The organism is Bradyrhizobium niftali, from assembly GCF_004571025.1.
In the GTDB taxonomy this organism is placed as follows: domain Bacteria; phylum Pseudomonadota; class Alphaproteobacteria; order Rhizobiales; family Xanthobacteraceae; genus Bradyrhizobium; species Bradyrhizobium niftali.
Map to the genome: position 1 here is coordinate 1 of NZ_SPQT01000015.1, position 16383 is coordinate 16383.

The window sequence follows — 16383 nt, forward strand, 5'->3', positions numbered from 1 at the left end:
TGCCGATCGGATTTATCGCGGCAAACAGCTCGTCAACGCTCTCTCCAACTGCGGACCATGGACGATCGAGATCGTCGAGCGACCGCTCGGGGTCAAAGGCTTCCAGCTCCTGCCCAGGCGCTGGGTCGTCGAGCGTACCTTTGCATGGTTCGGCAGATGTCGTCGCCTCTCCAAAGACTTCGAAGCCTCTGCCGCCACCGAGCTAGCCTGGTTGCTCGCCGCCCATCTGAGGCTCTTAACTCGCCGCTTGGCCAGACCCTGAAAACGTCTACGCTTTTTGAGTCAGGCTCTGAGGAGCGCGCTCTCGCGCGCGTCTCGAAGGATGAAGGCCCGGATGCGGCAGCAGGGCCTGCATGGTTCGAGACGCCGCTTCGCGGCTCCTCACCATGAGGATTGAGAGTTGCTTGCGCGGCTCAGAACGGGTCAGTCCCCAGCCCCGCCACATCCGCCGGGCGCGGCCCCGGCGCGGGCCAATGAAACCGGCGGTCCTTCTCGGCAATCATGATGTCGTTGATCGACGCCTCGCGCCGCTTCATCAGGCCGTGCTCGTCGAACTCCCACTGCTCGTTGCCGTAGGAGCGATACCATTGGCCGCTTGCATCGTGCCACTCGTACTGGAAGCGCACGGCGATGCGGTTGCCGTCGAAGGCCCAGAGGTCCTTGATCAGGCGGTAGTCGTGCTCCTTCTCCCATTTGCGGGTGAGGAAGGCGACGATGGCCTCGCGGCCCCGGAAGACTTCCGAGCGATTGCGCCAGCGGCTGTCCTCGGTGTAGGCGAGCGAAACGCGCACCGGATCGCGTGAATTCCAGGCGTCCTCGGCCATGCGGGCCTTTTGCGCGGCGGTCTCTTTCGTGAAGGGCGGAAGCGGCGGGCGCGACATGATGGCCTCATCGGTTGGTCGGGGCCGCAAATCTATCGCCGCAGCCGGCGGAGTCGAGTGGCCATCACCTATCGGGCGATCACTTATCGGGCGATCACGAAATCAAATCAGCCTTCATCAAACTGCGGATCGATTTCGGGATCGGCTGGGCACGGCCGCCGCTGATGAAGGCGACGCGTACCTCGGCCTTGACCAGCACATCCTCGCCGCGCCGGACCTCCTGTGCGAGCATGATGGAGGCCCCCTTCACCGCGACCGGCCAGGTCACGACGTCGAGCACGTCGTCCATCCGCGCGGGCTTGAGGAAATCGAGGCGCATTGAGCGCACCACGAAGGCGAAGCCGGCATCCTCCGTCGCGGGCTGCTCGAACAGCGCCTGCTGCTCGGCGCCCATCAGCCGCAGGTGATTGGTGCGCCCGCGCTCCATGAAGCGCAGGTAATTGGCGTGATAGACGATGCCGGAGAAATCCGTGTCCTCGTAGTAGACGCGGACCTGCATGTGATGGCGGCCGTCGCGGATCTCGCCGTCGAGATGGGCAGTCACGTCGCGTGCCTCTTCGCTTTTTGCTACCGGCCCGTTTTGCGCAAAAACGGCCGGCCGTGCAAGCGCAGGCTACGCCACCGCCGGCCCCGTCCTCCCCAGCGTCACCTCGACGATCTCCGGCGGCACGCCGACACGGAGCGGCATGATGCTGCAACCGAGGCCGCCGGAGATGATGACGTCGCATTTCAGCCTGACATGACCATAGGCGAGCCGGAGGCCGTGCTGCCGGGGAACTGCCGGCGACCAGCCGAGCAGCCGGACCTGGCCGCCATGAGTGTGGCCGGACAGTTGCAGCGCGACGCGCGCGGGCACGCGCGGGGCGATGTTGGGCTCGTGCGCGAGCAGGATGATCGGCGCGTCGTCCGTGACTTTGGCGAGCGTCGCGGTGAGATCGTCGGCGCCGACGCGCCCGGTGCGCCGGAAGCGCCGCGCCGGCAGAAAGGCGAGCTGATCGCCGAGGCCGGCGAGCCAGAACGGGCGGCCGTCCTTGGTGAGACGCACGGCGTCGTTCTCGTAGACGGGAATACCGGCCGCCTCCAGCGCACGATGCGCCACCGTCGGGCCATACCCGGCCTGCTGCACGGCCCTGTCCACCCAATAATCGTGATTGCCCATGACGGCATGGACGCCGAGCGGCGCTTTCAGGCCCGCGAGCACCCTGGCCCATTCGTTCGCGGGAATGATGCGCGTGACCTGGTGAAGTCCGGCGACATAGTCGCCGAGCAGCACGATGAGGTCGGCATTCAACCCATTGGTGCGGTCGACGATGGCCTCGATCCGCTCCAGCGACATCCAGGGATCGCAGGCATGGACGTCGGCGATCACGGCGATCTTGAGCGGCAGATCCGCCGGCCATTGCCGCGGGGTCGGATGATAGCGGGTGACGCCGAGCCGCAGCACCGGCTCGATACCGACGCCGTAGGCGGCGGTCGAGACACCGAGGGCGGACAGGCCGCCGAAGGAACGGATGAGACGACGGCGCGTGATCATGGAAGTCCGCTTCTGCTACGGCATCTTGATGCGGGCCGATTGAAGCGGAATTGGGGTTAGCTCGTGCAGACCGTCTGCACAAAGGCTACCATCGGCCCTCGCCGACCAGCGCATCCAGCCGCGCCTTCAATTCGTCGGGCGCACGGTAGTACCAGACACCGCCGAGCAGATCGCGAAAACGTGCGTCGGCGCGCGCCTCGCGCTCGATGCGGTCGATCGTCCCGACGCTGATCACGTCTTCGAGGGGACCGGCGGCCAGCAGCGACAGCAGCACCGGGTTGGACTCGATCTTGAGGATCTCCAGGATCAAATCGATCATCCTGTCGGGATCGTCTTCGCGCAGGTCGCGCTCGAAATCCATGATCGCGAACAGATTGTCGTCCTGGTCGCGCTCGGATCTGGAATATTGCTCGACCCAGGCGCGCGCGAGCTCGGTGACCGACATGTTGGCGCAATCGAGCGGCTCGCGCGGCGTGCGCTGCGCCAGATGGTCGGCATGCCACGCCTCGCGATCGGCGAGGCCTGCAATACGCGACATCAAGGGATCGTCGGGACCGACATGCACGCCGCCCAGCAGCCAGCGCAGACGGTCATTGTGCGCGGCTTCCTGCTCGACACGCGCCATCACCTCCGTGCCATGCGCATAGAACAGCGCCAGCAGGAACTTGTCGTTGAGCTGCATCACCGTCGGCTTGTCGGTCTCGGTCTTGAGAACATCGAGCACGAGATCGAGCGCGGCTTGCGGCCTGCGATGCGGCAGATGGTCGAAATAGACCTTGATGGCCCAGATGCTGCCGACCTGGTCGCGACGGCTGACGCGCTGGAGCGCGCACCACATCGACGCCAGCTCACCGAGCGGCATCGAATCCAGCAGCGCCTCGGTCTCGTCGGGCGTGCGCAGCTGCGGCGCGATGGTCTTGAGCAGCCTCGTGTCGTCCGTCGGCGCCATTCCTTCCCACTCCAGTCCGTGTGCGGCAATCCTGCTCGCCGCGCGTTCGGATTAGTGCCAGGATGGAACCGGTGGGTTCATCGACTGCGGCGATCAGTCGTCGCTTTCGTCGGTGCCGAACAGGCCGAACTGTGCCGCATCGCGATTGGGCTCGGCGAGGCCAAGATGGCGGAAGGCGTGCGAGGTGAGCAGCCGGCCGCGCGGGGTGCGCTGGAGATAGCCGCACTGGATCAGATAGGGCTCGATGATGTCCTCAATCGCATCGCGCGGCTCGGAGAGCGCTGCGGCCATCGTCTCGACACCGACGGGACCGCCGCCATAGTTCATCGCGATGGTCGTGAGATAGCGACGGTCCATGGCATCCAGGCCCGCGGCGTCGACCTCGAGCGCGCTGAGTGCGTGATCGGCGATCTTGCGATCGATCGTGTCGGCATTCGCAGCCGAAGCAAAATCGCGCACGCGCCGGAGCAGGCGCCCGGCGATGCGCGGCGTGCCGCGAGCGCGGCGCGCGATCTCGTTGGCGCCATCCGCGCTCATGCCGACGTTCAGCACGCGCGCGCCGCGGCTGACGATGCTTTCGAGCTCCTCGATGGTGTAGAAATTGAGTCGGACCGGAATGCCGAAGCGGTCGCGCAAGGGATTGGTGAGCAGGCCCGCACGCGTCGTGGCGCCGACCAGGGTGAATTTCGACAGCTCGATCTTGACCGAGCGCGCCGCCGGGCCCTCGCCGATGATGAGGTCGAGCTGAAAATCCTCCATCGCGGGATAGAGCACTTCCTCCACCGCCGGGCTGAGACGATGGATCTCGTCGATGAAGAGCACGTCGCGCTCTTCGAGGTTGGTCAGCAGGGCGGCGAGATCGCCGGCCTTGGCAATCACGGGGCCCGATGTGGCGCGAAAGCCGACGCCGAGTTCCTTGGCCACGATCTGCGCCAGCGTGGTCTTGCCGAGGCCGGGGGGCCCGACGAACAGCACGTGATCCAGCGCCTCGCCGCGCTTGCGCGCGGCCTCGATGAAGATCGAGAGATTCTTGCGGGCCTGCTGCTGGCCGACGAAATCGGACAGCGATTGCGGGCGCAGCGCGGTGTCGCCGACGTCATCGGAGCGGCGCTCCGGTGAGACCATGCGGTTGGCCTTGGGATCGCTCACTTCGCGAGTTCCTTCAGACCGAGGCGAATGAGCTGCGCCGTCTCGGCGCCTTCACCGGCGCTGCGCGAGGCCGACGCAATGGCGGCCGCGGCCTGCGGCTGGCCGTAGCCGAGATTGACCAGCGCGGAGATCGCATCCGCCACCGGCCGCGGCGCGCGCTGGTCGTCGACGGCGCCGGCAAGGTGCACGACGGCGGGATCGACATTGGCGAAGGCCGGCGCCTTGTCCTTCAATTCGGTGACGATGCGCTCGGCGACCTTGGGCCCGACGCCCGGCGTGCGCGCCACCGCGGCCTTGTCGCGCAGCGCAATCGCATTGGCGAGGTCGGAAGGCGCCAGCGTGCCGAGCACGGCGAGCGCGACCTTGGCGCCGACGCCCTGCACGGTCTGGAGCAGGCGAAACCATTCGCGTTCCTGGTCGGTACGGAAGCCGAACAGCTTGATCTGGTCCTCGCGGACATAGGTCTCGATCGACAGCACCGCGGCTTCGCCGGGCGAGGGCAGATGCTGCAGCGTGCGCGTCGAGCAGTGCACCTGGTAGCCGACGCCGCCGACGTCGAGGATGACGAAATCCTCGCCGTAGGAATCGATCAGGCCCTTCAGTTTGCCAATCATATCCCCACCACCTTCAGCCTGAGCGCCGTGCTCTGGCGGTGATGGGCGTGGGTGATGGCAATGGCGAGCGCGTCGGCGGCGTCGGCTGACGGCGGCTCGGCTTTCGGCAGCAAGATCTTCAGCATCATCGCGATCTGTTGCTTGTCGGCATGGCCGGCACCGACCACGGTCTTCTTCACCTGGTTCGGCGCGTATTCGGCGACGCTGATGCCGAACATTGCGGGCGCCAGCATGGCGACGCCGCGGGCCTGGCCGAGCTTCAGGGTGGCAACGCCGTCCTTGTTGACAAAGGTCTGCTCGACCGCGGCTTCCATCGGCTTGTGATCGGACAGAACGGCCGCGAGCCCTTCATGGATCGCGAGCAGGCGGCTGGACAGCGGCAGGTCGTCCGGCGGTTCCACCGAACCGCAGGCGACATAGATCAGGCGGTTGCCCTCGGCCTCGATCACGCCCCAGCCGGTACGGCGCAGGCCGGGGTCGATACCGATGATGCGAACGGGGCCACGAATCGGGAGCGCAGTCATGGGCCAGTGATAGCGGCTGGCTGCTTGGAGCGAAACAGAAACAGAACGAAAGTAACAGGGGAAGTGAGGCCACGGCTGGGCCCACGCTGCCCACGCCATATTCCATCGTCATACCCCGCGAAGGCGGGATATCCAGTACGCCGCGGCTTCTCCGTATCCCATCACGCCCTCTGGAATACTGGGTCGCCCGGTCAAGCCGGACGACGACAGCGGAATTTGAGGCTGGCGACCTCAGCCGCCCATCTTCGCCATCAGCGCGTCCGACACCTCGAAATTGGCGTAGACGTGCTGGACGTCGTCGTGCTCGTTGAGCAGGTCCATCAGCTTGAGCAGCTTCTCGCCGGTCTCATCGTCCACGGCGACCGTGTTCTGCGGCTTCCAGATCAGCGCGGCCTTGCGCGGCTCGCCGAACTTGGCTTCCAGCGCCTTGGCGACGTCGCGATAGCCTTCGGTCGAGGCGTAGATCTCGTGGCCGCCTTCGCCCGAGATCACGTCGTCGGCGCCGGCCTCGATCGCAGCATCCAGCACGGCGTCGTCGGAGGCGACGCTGCGGTCGTATTCGATGATGCCGGTGCGGTCGAACATGAAGGAGACCGAGCCGGTTTCGCCGAGGTTGCCGCCGGACTTGGTGAAGAAGGAGCGGATGTCGGAAGCGGCGCGGTTGCGGTTGTCGGTCAACGCCTCGACGATGACGGCGACGCCGCCGGGACCATAGCCCTCGTAGCGGATCTCGTCATAGTTCTCGCCGTCGCTGCCGAGCGCCTTCTTGATCGCGCGCTCGATATTGTCCTTCGGCATGTTCTCCTGGCGCGCGGCGATCACGGCGGCGCGCAGGCGCGGGTTCATGGCGGGGTCGGGCGTCCCCAGCTTGGCGGCGACGGTGATTTCCCGCGCCAGCTTGCCGAACAGCTTCGACTTCTGGGCATCCTGCCGCCCCTTGCGGTGCATGATGTTCTTGAATTGGGAATGTCCGGCCATGCGTGGTCTCGTAAAGGAATCGTCAGCCAAGGTGAGTGTGAGAAGCGCGGCCTTATAGGCCGCCAACCCACCGAAATGAAGAGGCTCTACGACTTTAAGGTAACACAGTAATGCCTCGGGCCTAGATGTCAGGCATCGTTAACCCTGACTTCATTCCGGACTGCGAAAATAATGTCCGACCGTCCCCCGACAAGAGAGACCTGATGGCGTTCGGACTATTTCGGAAGCGTCTGCCGGACATGGCTGCGCCTGCGGCCGCCCCGCAGGTTGCGCAGCCGCCGGCCCATTCCGAGCCCGGCCCGGCCACTGAGGGCGATTCGGCCAGGGAAATCCTGGAACTGCTGGAACTCGAGCTGGGCGCGATGATCCGCCAGCTCGAGCGCGCCGCCAATTCGGTGGCCGGCGGCGCCGAAGCGACCGCCGTGACCCTTGCGGCCATTCGCGACCGCACCGACGCCCTGACCGGCCGCACCAACGCCGCGCAGTCGACCGCATCCACCTTCGCCCATGCCGCCGACAAGTTCACCCAGTCCGCCCAAGGCATTGGGGCGCAGGTTCGCGAGGCCGGCAAGCTCGCCGACGAGGCCAGTGCCGCGGCGCAGGAAGCCCGCGCCAATGTCGACCGCTTGCGGGAATCCTCCGCCGCCATCGGCAACGTCGTCAATCTGATCGCCCAGATCGCGCGGCAGACGACGCTGCTCGCGCTCAACTCGACCATCGAGGCCGCGCGCGCCGGCGCTGCGGGCAAGGGTTTTGCGGTCGTCGCCACCGAGGTCAAGGCACTCGCGGTGCAGACCCAGGGCGCGACGGAAGAGATCACCAAGAAGATCGACGCGCTCCAGCGCGACGCCGCCGGCTCCGCCGATGCCGTGCACCGCATTTCGCAGGCGATCGAGGCGATCCGCCCGGTGTTCGAGACCGTCAATGGCGCGGTCGCCGAGCAGAACGCCACCACGAGCGAAGTCTCAGGCAATGCCGCCAGCGCGTCGGAGTTCATCGTCTCGGTCGGCCAGAGCGCAGCCGAGATCGATGCCGCAACCAAGGCGGCCGAGACCCATGGCGAGAACGTCGCCAGCGCCGGCAAGGCGGTCACCACCTTCGCACAGAAGCTGAAATCGCGCTGCGCAGTGCTGCTGCGCCAGAGCGAGCACGACGACCGCCGCAAGACCGAGCGCCTGCCCTGCCATCTCAAGTTCGAGAGCGCGCGCGGAGTGATGCCGGTCTACGAGATCGCGATGGACGGCGTGCTGATCGGCGGTGCGGACGCAGGCCGGCTGGCACCGCAAGCGATGATCGAAGGCAGCCTCGAACAGGTCGGCGCCTGCCGCCTGCGCGTCGTCGAGCAATCCAAGGCGGGAGCCCGCGCGCACTTCGTCAATCCCAATGCCGAGCTCAGCGAGAAGATCGAAGACCGGCTGTGGGCGATCCACGAAGAGAACACGGAGTTCGTCACCCGCGCCATGGAAGCGGGCAGCGCGCTGACCGCGATCTTCGAGCAGGCGGTTGCACGCGGCGAGGTCAGGATCGACGACCTGTTCGACACCGACTATGTGGAGATTGCGGGCACCAATCCGCAGCAATACCGCACCAGATATCTGGACTGGGCCGACCGCGCGCTGCCGCCGTTCCAGGAAGCGTTTCTCGCCAAGGAACCGCGCATGGCGTTCTGCGCCATGGTCGACCGCAACGGCTTCCTGCCGGTGCACAACAGGATCTATTCGCATCCGCAGCGGCCGGGCGACGTCGCCTGGAACACGGCCAACAGCCGCAACCGGCGCATTTTCAACGATCCGGCGGGGTTGGCGGCCGCGCGCAACCTGCGCTCGTACCTGGTCCAGAGCTATGCGCGCGACATGGGCAACGGGACCACGGTGATGATGCGCGAGATCGACGTCCCGATCCGCGTGCAGGGCCGGCACTGGGGCGGATTCCGCACCGCTTACAAGCTGTAGTGCACGCTCTCGTGCACTCCTGGGCAAGACGCCGGGCGCGAATCATCCTCTAAGGTCGAAGCTGGACTGGGAATGCCGCGGAGGGCCGGCGCACGGCTCTGACTGGAGGACTCTCAAGACATGTCCGTCGCACAACTTGCCGTACTGGACACCGGATCCAACCGGACGCTCGCCGAACGCCTGATCGACCAGCTCGCCGACCGCATCGGCGGCCTCGGCGTGGAGCTCGCCGACATTGCCGGCAACGTCCAGGAAGTCGCAAACCGCGTCGCGAACCAGTCGGAACGGTTCCATCACCTCCAGGAGACGGCCCAGACGATGGTCTCGGCCAACCACGACATCGCCAATGCGTCGCAGGCTGTGCAAACGACGACGTCCGCTGCGGTCGGCGAGATCGCGCAGTCGCGCGGCGCGGTCGATACCGCCGTCAGCCACATCTCCGAGCTTGTCGCCGCCGTGGGGCGGATCGAAGCGCGCTTGAGCGCGGTCGGCTCGGCGCTGGCGCAGGTGGCAAAGGTATCCGGCTCGATCGAGGCGATCGCGAAACAGACCAATCTGCTCGCTCTCAACGCCACCATCGAGGCAGCGCGGGCCGGCAATGCCGGCCGCGGCTTCGCAGTGGTCGCAAGCGAGGTGAAGAACCTCGCCGAAGCCACCCGCCAGGCCACGCACCAGATCTCCGACACCGTGCGCGATCTCGACGGCCAGATCGAAGGCCTGATCGGCGAGAGTAGCGACGCCTCGCAGCGCGCGAAGACCGCCGGCGAAGGCGCCCAGCAGATCTCCAGCATCATCTCGCGCGTCCAGCAGGGTTTCGCCTCCGTGGAAGCGGAGATCGACAGCGTCGCGCGCGCGGCGACCTCCAATCTCGGCCATTGCGATACCGTCATCAGCGAGCTCAACGAGCTCGCCAAGGGCGTCGACCTCTCCTCGCGCGATCTCAAGAGCGCCGATCAGAGGGTGACGAAGCTGCTCGACACCTCCGAAGGCCTGATCGCGATGATCGCCGACAGCGGCGTGGAGACGTCGGACGCGCCGCTGATCCGCGCGGTCGTCGAGACCGCCAGGCAGATCTCGGCCGAGTTCGAGGCCGCGATCGATCGCGGCGAGATCACGCTCGACCAGCTCATGGACGAGAAGTACCGGGAAATTCCCGGCACCGATCCAAAGCAGTATCTCACCAGCTACGTCGACTTCACCGACCGCGTGCTGCCCGCCATCCAGGACCCGATCCAGAAATCCGACCCCCGCATCGTTTTCTGCGTCGCCTGGGCCAGGGGCGGCTACCTGCCGACCCACAATCCGAACTACCGCCTGCCGCAGGGCAAGGACCCGGTCTGGAACAACGCCAATTGCCGCAACCGCCGCCTGTTCAACGACCGCGCGGTGAAGAAGGTCGCTGCGAACACCAAGCCGTTCCTGCTCCAGACCTATCGCCGCGACATGGGCGGCGGGCAGTTCGTGCTGATGAAGGACCTGTCCTCGCCGATCATGGTCCGCGGCAAGCACTGGGGCGCGTTCCGGATGGGCTTCCGGCACGGCTGACGACCGCTCCTGCGGCCCTCACATCAAAATCTGAAAAACAACCCCATGCACAGTAGCCGGGGCGTGAGGAATCAATGGCTTGCGCCTCATCGCACGCAAGGCGCCTGACGAACCCTTGACCCGTCGGGCAAAACAGGGATAGAATACCAATATTCCGAAATCGTACTTGCAGCAGAGGGGCTGCTCACCGCACGAGTCCTGCGTCTGCCCCGGAGCAGATCAGCGACGGGTCCTGGCGCGAGCCCTTCTCACGTTGCTCGTCGACCTTTGCAGCCGAGCGTCGAAGCCGCCAGCACTGGTGCGACGGCCGTTGTTGCCATAGAAAGGCTGCCGCATATTCGGGGCGCGAGCCCGAACACAATCAGCTGGTTTTCGATGTCCCTTCCACCCACCCAAATCGGCGCGCCGCTTTCCGAGATCGATACACCGGCGCTGATCATCGACCTCGACGCCTTCGAGCGCAATCTCGACACGATGGCGACAGCGGTCGGCAAGCTCGGCGTTCGGTTGCGTCCGCATGCGAAGACCCATAAGTCGCCGATCATCGCGGCCAAGCAGATCGCGCGCGGCGCGGTTGGCATGTGTTGCCAGAAGGTTGCCGAGGCCGAGATCCTGGTGGCGGGCGGGGTGAGTGACGTCCTCGTCAGCAATGAGGTCGTGGGTCTGCGGAAGCTGGAACGGCTCGCGTCCCTCGCGCGCCACGCGCGCATCAGCGTTTGCGTCGACAATTCGATCGTTCTTGAGCAACTGGCGCTCGCCGCGGAACGGGCCGGCTCGCAGATCGAAGTCCTGGTCGAGGTCGACGTCGGTGCCGGTCGCTGCGGCGTCAGGCCGGGGCCAGCCGCAGCCGGCCTGGCGCGGCAGGCGGCGGGTTCGCGCTTCCTGTCGTTCGGCGGCTTACAGGCCTACCACGGCTCCGCCCAGCACTTGCGCACGCCGGAGGAGCGGCGCGCTGCCATCGCCAGTGCCGCGAACGCGACCATGGAAACACTTCGCGTCCTCAAGGAGGCAGGCTTTCAATGCCGGACGATTGGAGGCGCGGGAACCGGGACGTTCGAACTCGAAGGCGCTAGCGGCGTCTGGAACGAATTGCAGGCCGGCTCCTATATTTTCATGGACGCCGACTACGCGAAAAACGTCGCCGACGGGACGCGCAATGCCAACCTGTTTGAGCATGCGCTGTTCGTGATCGCGACCGTGATGAGCACTCCCTCCGGCGAACGCGCGGTCATCGATGCGGGCCACAAGGCCCTGTCAAACGACAGCGGATTTCCGGTTGTGCTGGGCCGGCCCGACCTGCGCTATCATCGGCCCTCTGACGAGCACGGCCTGCTCGACTTCGACAGCGCTTCGTCACGGCTGGCGATTGGCGACAAGGTGACGCTCATCCCGGGTCATTGCGACCCGACCGTCAATCTCTACGACTGGTATGTCGGCGTGCGCGGCTTCAATAAACCGGACGCCCGCGTGGAGGCGCTTTGGCCGATCGCGGCGCGGGGCGCGGTCACCTGACATACTCACGGCGCAGTGCCGTAGGGTGGGTAAAGCGAAGCGTGCCCACGTGTCTATTGCTGTCTTGCAAAGTTCGTGGGCACGGCGCAAGTGCGCCTTTGCCCACCCTACAATTCCGGACTCGCGAAGAGAGACCCCTCACCCTAGTGAGGTTGTATCCCCCAGCGGTGTTGCCCTCTCCCGCAAGGGGAGCGGGCACAACAATGGCCAGCCGCGATTAATCCCGTCGAACGTAGCCGCGATCGCCGCCCGACTTTCCCAAACGCACGAGTTTCGTCATCGCATGATTTTGCGCGTTCGCACGGTCATCTGCAGCGATCGACGATGCATACGACGAAAATGCGCCAAAACATGACGATTATCATATCAATTAGCCCAAAACCGTTGCAGCGATCGCCGCACAAATTCGTGAACGTCATGGCCTGACGCTTCGGTCGCGCAAATATGCATTGCCAGGAATTTCGACGCTTCATCGGTTCGCGTCGTTATGATTATGGTCGCGCGGAAATTTCGTCGGCTTGATCGCCGCAAGCGATCGTCGAGCAAGGGGATGCATATGGCAACTGTTCTCACCATCAACGGCGAAACGAAATCCTTCGACGCGCCACCGGACATGCCGCTGCTGTGGGTGCTGCGCGACATCCTCGGGATGACCGGCACCAAGTTCGGCTGCGGCATCGCGCAATGCGGCGCCTGCACGGTACATGTCGACGGCAAGGCGGTGCGCTCCTGCGTGCTGCCGGTCAGCGCGGTCGAGAACCGCACCATCACCACCATCGAGCACGTCGGCAGCACGCCTGCGGGCGCGAAGGTGCAGAAGGCCTGGTTAGAGGCCGAAGTGGTTCAGTGCGGTTACTGCCAGTCCGGCCAGATCATGTCGGCCGCGGCACTGCTGGCGGCAACGCCCAACCCCGACGATTCAGACATCGACGCCGCCATGGCCGGCAACATCTGCCGCTGCGGCACCTATGTGCGCATCCGCGAGGCCATCAAGCAGGCCGCCACCGGCCGTCAGTCGTGAGGTCCGCCATGAATGCACACAACAGCATCTCCCGCCGCACGCTCCTGACCGGGGGTCTCGCCACCGGTTTCCTGCTCGCCTTCCACCTGCCGCTGCGCGCCGCCGTCAACGAGCCGGTGCAGCCGCCTGACGCGACCGACGGCAAGTTCGCGCCCAACGCCTTCATCCGCATCGACCCTGAAGGTGCGACCACGCTGGTGATGCCGCAGGTCGAGATGGGACAGGGAATCTACACTGCGATCTCGATGATCCTGGCGGAAGAGCTCGACGCGGATTGGTCGAAAGTCCAACTGCTGCACGCGCCGGCCAACGAAAAGCTCTACGGCAATCCGATTTTCATCATTCAGGCGACCGGTGGCTCCACATCGGTCCGGGCATTCTGGAAGCCGCTGCGTGAGGCTGGCGCCAGCGCGCGTGCCATGCTGGTGCAGGCTGCAGCTGCGCAATGGAACGTCGATCCCGCCAGTTGCACGACGTCGAAGGGCGAGGTGACCCACAAGGCGAGCGGCCGGACGCTCTCCTATGGCGCGCTTGCGGCTGCCGCGAGCGGCCAGACGCCGCCCAAGGACGTCCCGCTCAAGGACCCCAAGGATTTCGTCTATATCGGCCAGCCGTTCAAGCGGCTCGATACGCCCGAGAAGGTCAACGGCAAGGCGGTCTACGGCATCGACGCCATCGTGCCGAACATGAAGTTCGCAACGCTGGCGCAGTGCCCGGTTTTCGGTGGCAAGGTCGGCAAGGTCGATGATCGTGCCGCGAAGAAGATTCCGGGCGTGCGAAAGATCGTCGTGCTCGACGATCTCGTCGCCGTCGTCGGCGATCACATGTGGGCGGCGAAAAAAGGCCTGGACGCGCTCGACATCGCGTGGAACGAGGGACCGAACGCAAAGATCAATTCGAAAGCGATTTGGGACGATTTGCGCGCCGCCAGCGCAAAGGACGGCGTGGTCGCCAAATCCACCGGCGACATCGCCAAGGGCCTCGCGAGCGGCGAAAAACTCGAAGCTTCGTTCGAGCTGCCGTTTCTCGCCCACGCAACGATGGAGCCGTTGAACGCCACGGTGCATTGCACGCCCGATTCCTGCGAAATCTGGACCGGAACGCAGATCATGGCGCGCGTGCAGTCGGAGGCGGCAAAGGCGGCCGGGCTCCCGGTCGAGAAGGTGACCGTCAACAATCACCTGCTGGGCGGCGGCTTCGGCCGCAAGCTCGAGCCTGACATGGTGGTCGCGGCCGTTCGCATCGCCAAAGAGGTCGACGGGCCGGTCAAGGTCGTGTGGACCCGCGAGGAGGACATTCAGCACGACATCTACCGACCGGTCTATCGCGATACGATCGCAGCGACCTTGTCGGCCGGCAAGATCGTCGGCTGGAAATACAAGATTGCCGGCGCTGCGATCATCGCGCGCTGGCTGCCGCCGGCCTTCCAGAAGGGCATCGATATCGACGCGATCGACAGCGCCACCGACGTGCCCTACGACATCCCGAATGTCCACGTCGAATATGTGCGGGCCGAACCGCCGGCGATACCAACGGGGTTCTGGCGCGGGGTCGGGCCCAACAACAACGTGTTTGCGGTCGAATGCTTCATCGACGAACTGGCGCGCAAGGCGGGCAAGGACCCGGTCGAGTTTCGCCGTGGAATGCTGGCCAATCAACCACGCTTCCTGTCCGTCCTCAATCTTGCGGCAGAGAAAGCCAATTGGGGTCAACCCTTGCCGGCGCGCGTCGGGCGCGGCGTGTGCTTGCAGCCGTCCTTCGGCAGTTTCATCGCAACCGTTGTGGAAGCTGAGGTCGACGAGCAAGGCGAGATCAATCTACGCCGTGCGACCTCGGTGGTGGATACCGGCATCGCCGTCAATCCCGATACGATCGTGGCTCAGGTCGAGGGCGGGCTGATCTTCGGCCTTACCGCCGCGCTCTACGGCGAGATCACCATCGACAAGGGGCGGGTGCAGCAGTCGAACTTCCACGACTACCGCATGATGCGCATCAACGAGACGCCCAAGATCGAGGTTCACGTCGTTAGGAGCGGCGAGGCACCCGGCGGAATTGGCGAGACCGGCACGACGGCGGGACCGCCGGCGCTGCGCAACGCGATTTACGCCGCAACCGGCGTGGCGCTGCGGCGCCTGCCGATCGACCGGAAACTGCTGGCTGCGGGGAGGAAGGCATGAGCGGCAAGATGCGCATCCTCGCGAGCCTCATTGTGATCGCCATCGTCGCGGTGGCGCTCGGCGTCTTCATCATCCGCGGGCCCGGCCCGCTCGACTTCGCCGGCGGCAAGAAAGTGGCGCTGGCGGATTATCGCGCCGGCAAGCCGACCGGCGTGCCGGCCAAGCTCGAGAAGGCGAGCCTGATCGAGCGCGGCGAGTATCTGGCGAAGGCGGCCGACTGCATGGTCTGCCACACCAAGCCGGGCGAGAAGGACTATTCCGGCGGGCTCGCCTTCAAGCTGCCGTTCGGCACGCTCTATTCCACCAACATCACGCCGGACAAGGACACCGGCATCGGCAATTACAGCGACCAGGATTTTCTGAACGCGGTCCAGCACGGCAAGCGCAATGACGGCGCGCGGCTCTATCCGGCGATGCCCTATACGTCCTACACCTTCATGACCGACGAGGACGTGCTGGCGGTGAAGGCGTACCTGTTCAGCCTGCCGGCGGTGCGCGCGAAGGCGCCCGACAACACGCTGTCGTTCCCGTTCAACCAGCGCTGGGCGATGATCTTCTGGTCGGCCGTGTTCAATCCGGACACGCGCTTTGCACCCGATACGTCGAAGAGCCCGGAATGGAATCGCGGCGCGTATCTTGCGGAGGCGCTGGCGCATTGCGGCGAGTGCCACACGCCGCGCAATCTCGGCTTCGCGCTGGATAACCGCAAGAAGTTCGGCGGTGCCATCACGGCCGGCTGGCGTGCCTTCAACATCTCCTCCGACAAGGCGACCGGCCTTGGCAATTGGCGCGACGAGGATCTGATCTCGTATCTGTCGCTCGGCCACGCACCTGGCCACGGCTCGGCCTCGGGTCCGATGGGCGAAGCGGTCGACCACAGCTTTAGCCAGTTCGCCCCCGAAGACATCAGCAGCATCGTTGCTTACCTCCGCAGCGTGCCGCCGGTGCCCTCGCCCGACCTGCCTGCCACCACGGCGCCGGCCGCGCCCGCCTCGCACCGCGACGGCGTCACGGCCGATGCCCGCGGCAAGAAGGTGTTCGCCAGCGCCTGCGCCAGCTGCCACGGCTGGAGCGGCGAGAGCCCGGTGTCGCCGATGGCAACACTCACCGGCACCTGGGCCGTCAACGACCCCGCCGCCACCAACGTCGCGCAGATCGTGATCTCAGGCACCAAGCGGCATACGCCGGATGGTGCGCTGCCGATGCCGGCATTCGGCAACGCGTATACCGACGACGAGATCGCGGCAGTGGCGAACTACGTCACGGCGCGGTTCGGCACCAAGGGCTCGAAGCTGACGGCGAAGGATGTCGCGGAGCTGAGGCAGCAGACGGCGGAGTAGCGCGCAGCCATCTGCGGCGAGATTGATGCGCAATCGCGCGCATCAACCTCCGCCGTCGTCCCGGACAAGCGAAGCGCAGATCCGGGACCCATACCCACAGGGAGTAGTTTGGCGAAGACTCGGAGTGGGAGCTGTGCCCCACACTACTTCCTGTGGTTATGGGTCCCGGCCTTCGCCGGGACGACACCGAGGGGGTACCGAGGGTGT

At 65.6% G+C, this 16383-nt stretch carries 15 protein-coding genes; 7 read left to right on the plus strand and 8 right to left on the minus strand.

The annotated features are described in order from the left end of the window. On the plus strand, positions 1 to 262 hold a 262-nt coding region (locus tag E4K65_RS24060), incomplete at its 5' end, for a transposase (protein WP_167771091.1). A 151-nt stretch (positions 263 to 413) separates the two neighbouring features. Here the strand turns inward: E4K65_RS24060 and E4K65_RS24065 are convergent. From E4K65_RS24065 to E4K65_RS24100, 8 genes are all read right to left on the minus strand, one after another. Next, on the minus strand, positions 414 to 881 hold the full coding sequence (locus tag E4K65_RS24065; protein ID WP_135176272.1) for a nuclear transport factor 2 family protein: 468 nt from the start codon (positions 879 to 881) through the stop codon (positions 414 to 416). A 94-nt stretch (positions 882 to 975) separates the two neighbouring features. Further along, on the minus strand, positions 976 to 1380 hold the full coding sequence (ybgC, locus tag E4K65_RS24070) for a tol-pal system-associated acyl-CoA thioesterase (protein ID WP_135176447.1): 405 nt from the start codon (positions 1378 to 1380) through the stop codon (positions 976 to 978). A gap of 114 nt (positions 1381 to 1494) precedes the next feature. After that, positions 1495 to 2415 carry a metallophosphoesterase gene (locus tag E4K65_RS24075; protein WP_135176273.1) on the minus strand — a complete coding sequence of 307 codons (921 nt, stop codon included), beginning with the start codon at positions 2413 to 2415 and terminating at the stop codon, positions 1495 to 1497. 85 nt (positions 2416 to 2500) lie between these two features. After that, positions 2501 to 3364: a DUF6869 domain-containing protein gene (locus E4K65_RS24080; RefSeq protein WP_135176274.1), complete on the minus strand. Its 864-nt coding sequence runs from the start codon at positions 3362 to 3364 to the stop codon at positions 2501 to 2503. Between the two features lie 93 nt (positions 3365 to 3457). Next, positions 3458 to 4489, minus strand: coding sequence for a Holliday junction branch migration DNA helicase RuvB (gene ruvB / locus E4K65_RS24085; protein WP_209312087.1), 1032 nt, complete (start codon positions 4487 to 4489; stop codon positions 3458 to 3460). 20 nt (positions 4490 to 4509) lie between these two features. Next, on the minus strand, positions 4510 to 5127 hold the full coding sequence (gene ruvA / locus E4K65_RS24090) for a Holliday junction branch migration protein RuvA (protein ID WP_011084352.1): 618 nt from the start codon (positions 5125 to 5127) through the stop codon (positions 4510 to 4512). Further along, entirely contained in the window at positions 5124 to 5651 is a 528-nt protein-coding gene (gene ruvC, locus E4K65_RS24095; RefSeq protein WP_027548336.1) for a crossover junction endodeoxyribonuclease RuvC, read from the minus strand. Before ruvC ends, ruvA begins: the two co-directional genes overlap by 4 nt. 231 nt (positions 5652 to 5882) lie before the next feature. Next, on the minus strand, positions 5883 to 6629 hold the full coding sequence (locus E4K65_RS24100; protein WP_092186776.1) for a YebC/PmpR family DNA-binding transcriptional regulator: 747 nt from the start codon (positions 6627 to 6629) through the stop codon (positions 5883 to 5885). A gap of 203 nt (positions 6630 to 6832) precedes the next feature. Between E4K65_RS24100 and E4K65_RS24105 the strand changes: the two genes are divergently transcribed. The 6 genes from E4K65_RS24105 (at position 6833) to E4K65_RS24135 (ending at position 16176) form a co-directional block, all read left to right on the plus strand. Then, complete coding sequence (locus tag E4K65_RS24105; RefSeq protein WP_135176276.1) at positions 6833 to 8581, plus strand: methyl-accepting chemotaxis protein; 1749 nt, start codon at positions 6833 to 6835, stop codon at positions 8579 to 8581. Between the two features lie 120 nt (positions 8582 to 8701). Then, entirely contained in the window at positions 8702 to 10126 is a 1425-nt protein-coding gene (locus E4K65_RS24110; protein WP_135176277.1) for a methyl-accepting chemotaxis protein, read from the plus strand. Positions 10127 to 10501: 375 nt separating this feature from the next. Then, positions 10502 to 11638, plus strand: coding sequence for a DSD1 family PLP-dependent enzyme (locus E4K65_RS24115; protein WP_135176448.1), 1137 nt, complete (start codon positions 10502 to 10504; stop codon positions 11636 to 11638). 556 nt (positions 11639 to 12194) lie between these two features. Beyond that, positions 12195 to 12659: a (2Fe-2S)-binding protein gene (locus E4K65_RS24125; RefSeq protein ID WP_209312083.1), complete on the plus strand. Its 465-nt coding sequence runs from the start codon at positions 12195 to 12197 to the stop codon at positions 12657 to 12659. 8 nt (positions 12660 to 12667) lie between these two features. Beyond that, positions 12668 to 14836 carry a xanthine dehydrogenase family protein molybdopterin-binding subunit gene (locus E4K65_RS24130; RefSeq protein WP_167771093.1) on the plus strand — a complete coding sequence of 723 codons (2169 nt, stop codon included), beginning with the start codon at positions 12668 to 12670 and terminating at the stop codon, positions 14834 to 14836. After that, on the plus strand, positions 14833 to 16176 hold the full coding sequence (locus tag E4K65_RS24135; protein WP_135176280.1) for a c-type cytochrome: 1344 nt from the start codon (positions 14833 to 14835) through the stop codon (positions 16174 to 16176). The genes E4K65_RS24130 and E4K65_RS24135 overlap by 4 nt, the downstream gene beginning before the upstream one ends. Positions 16177 to 16383 lie beyond the last annotated feature (207 nt).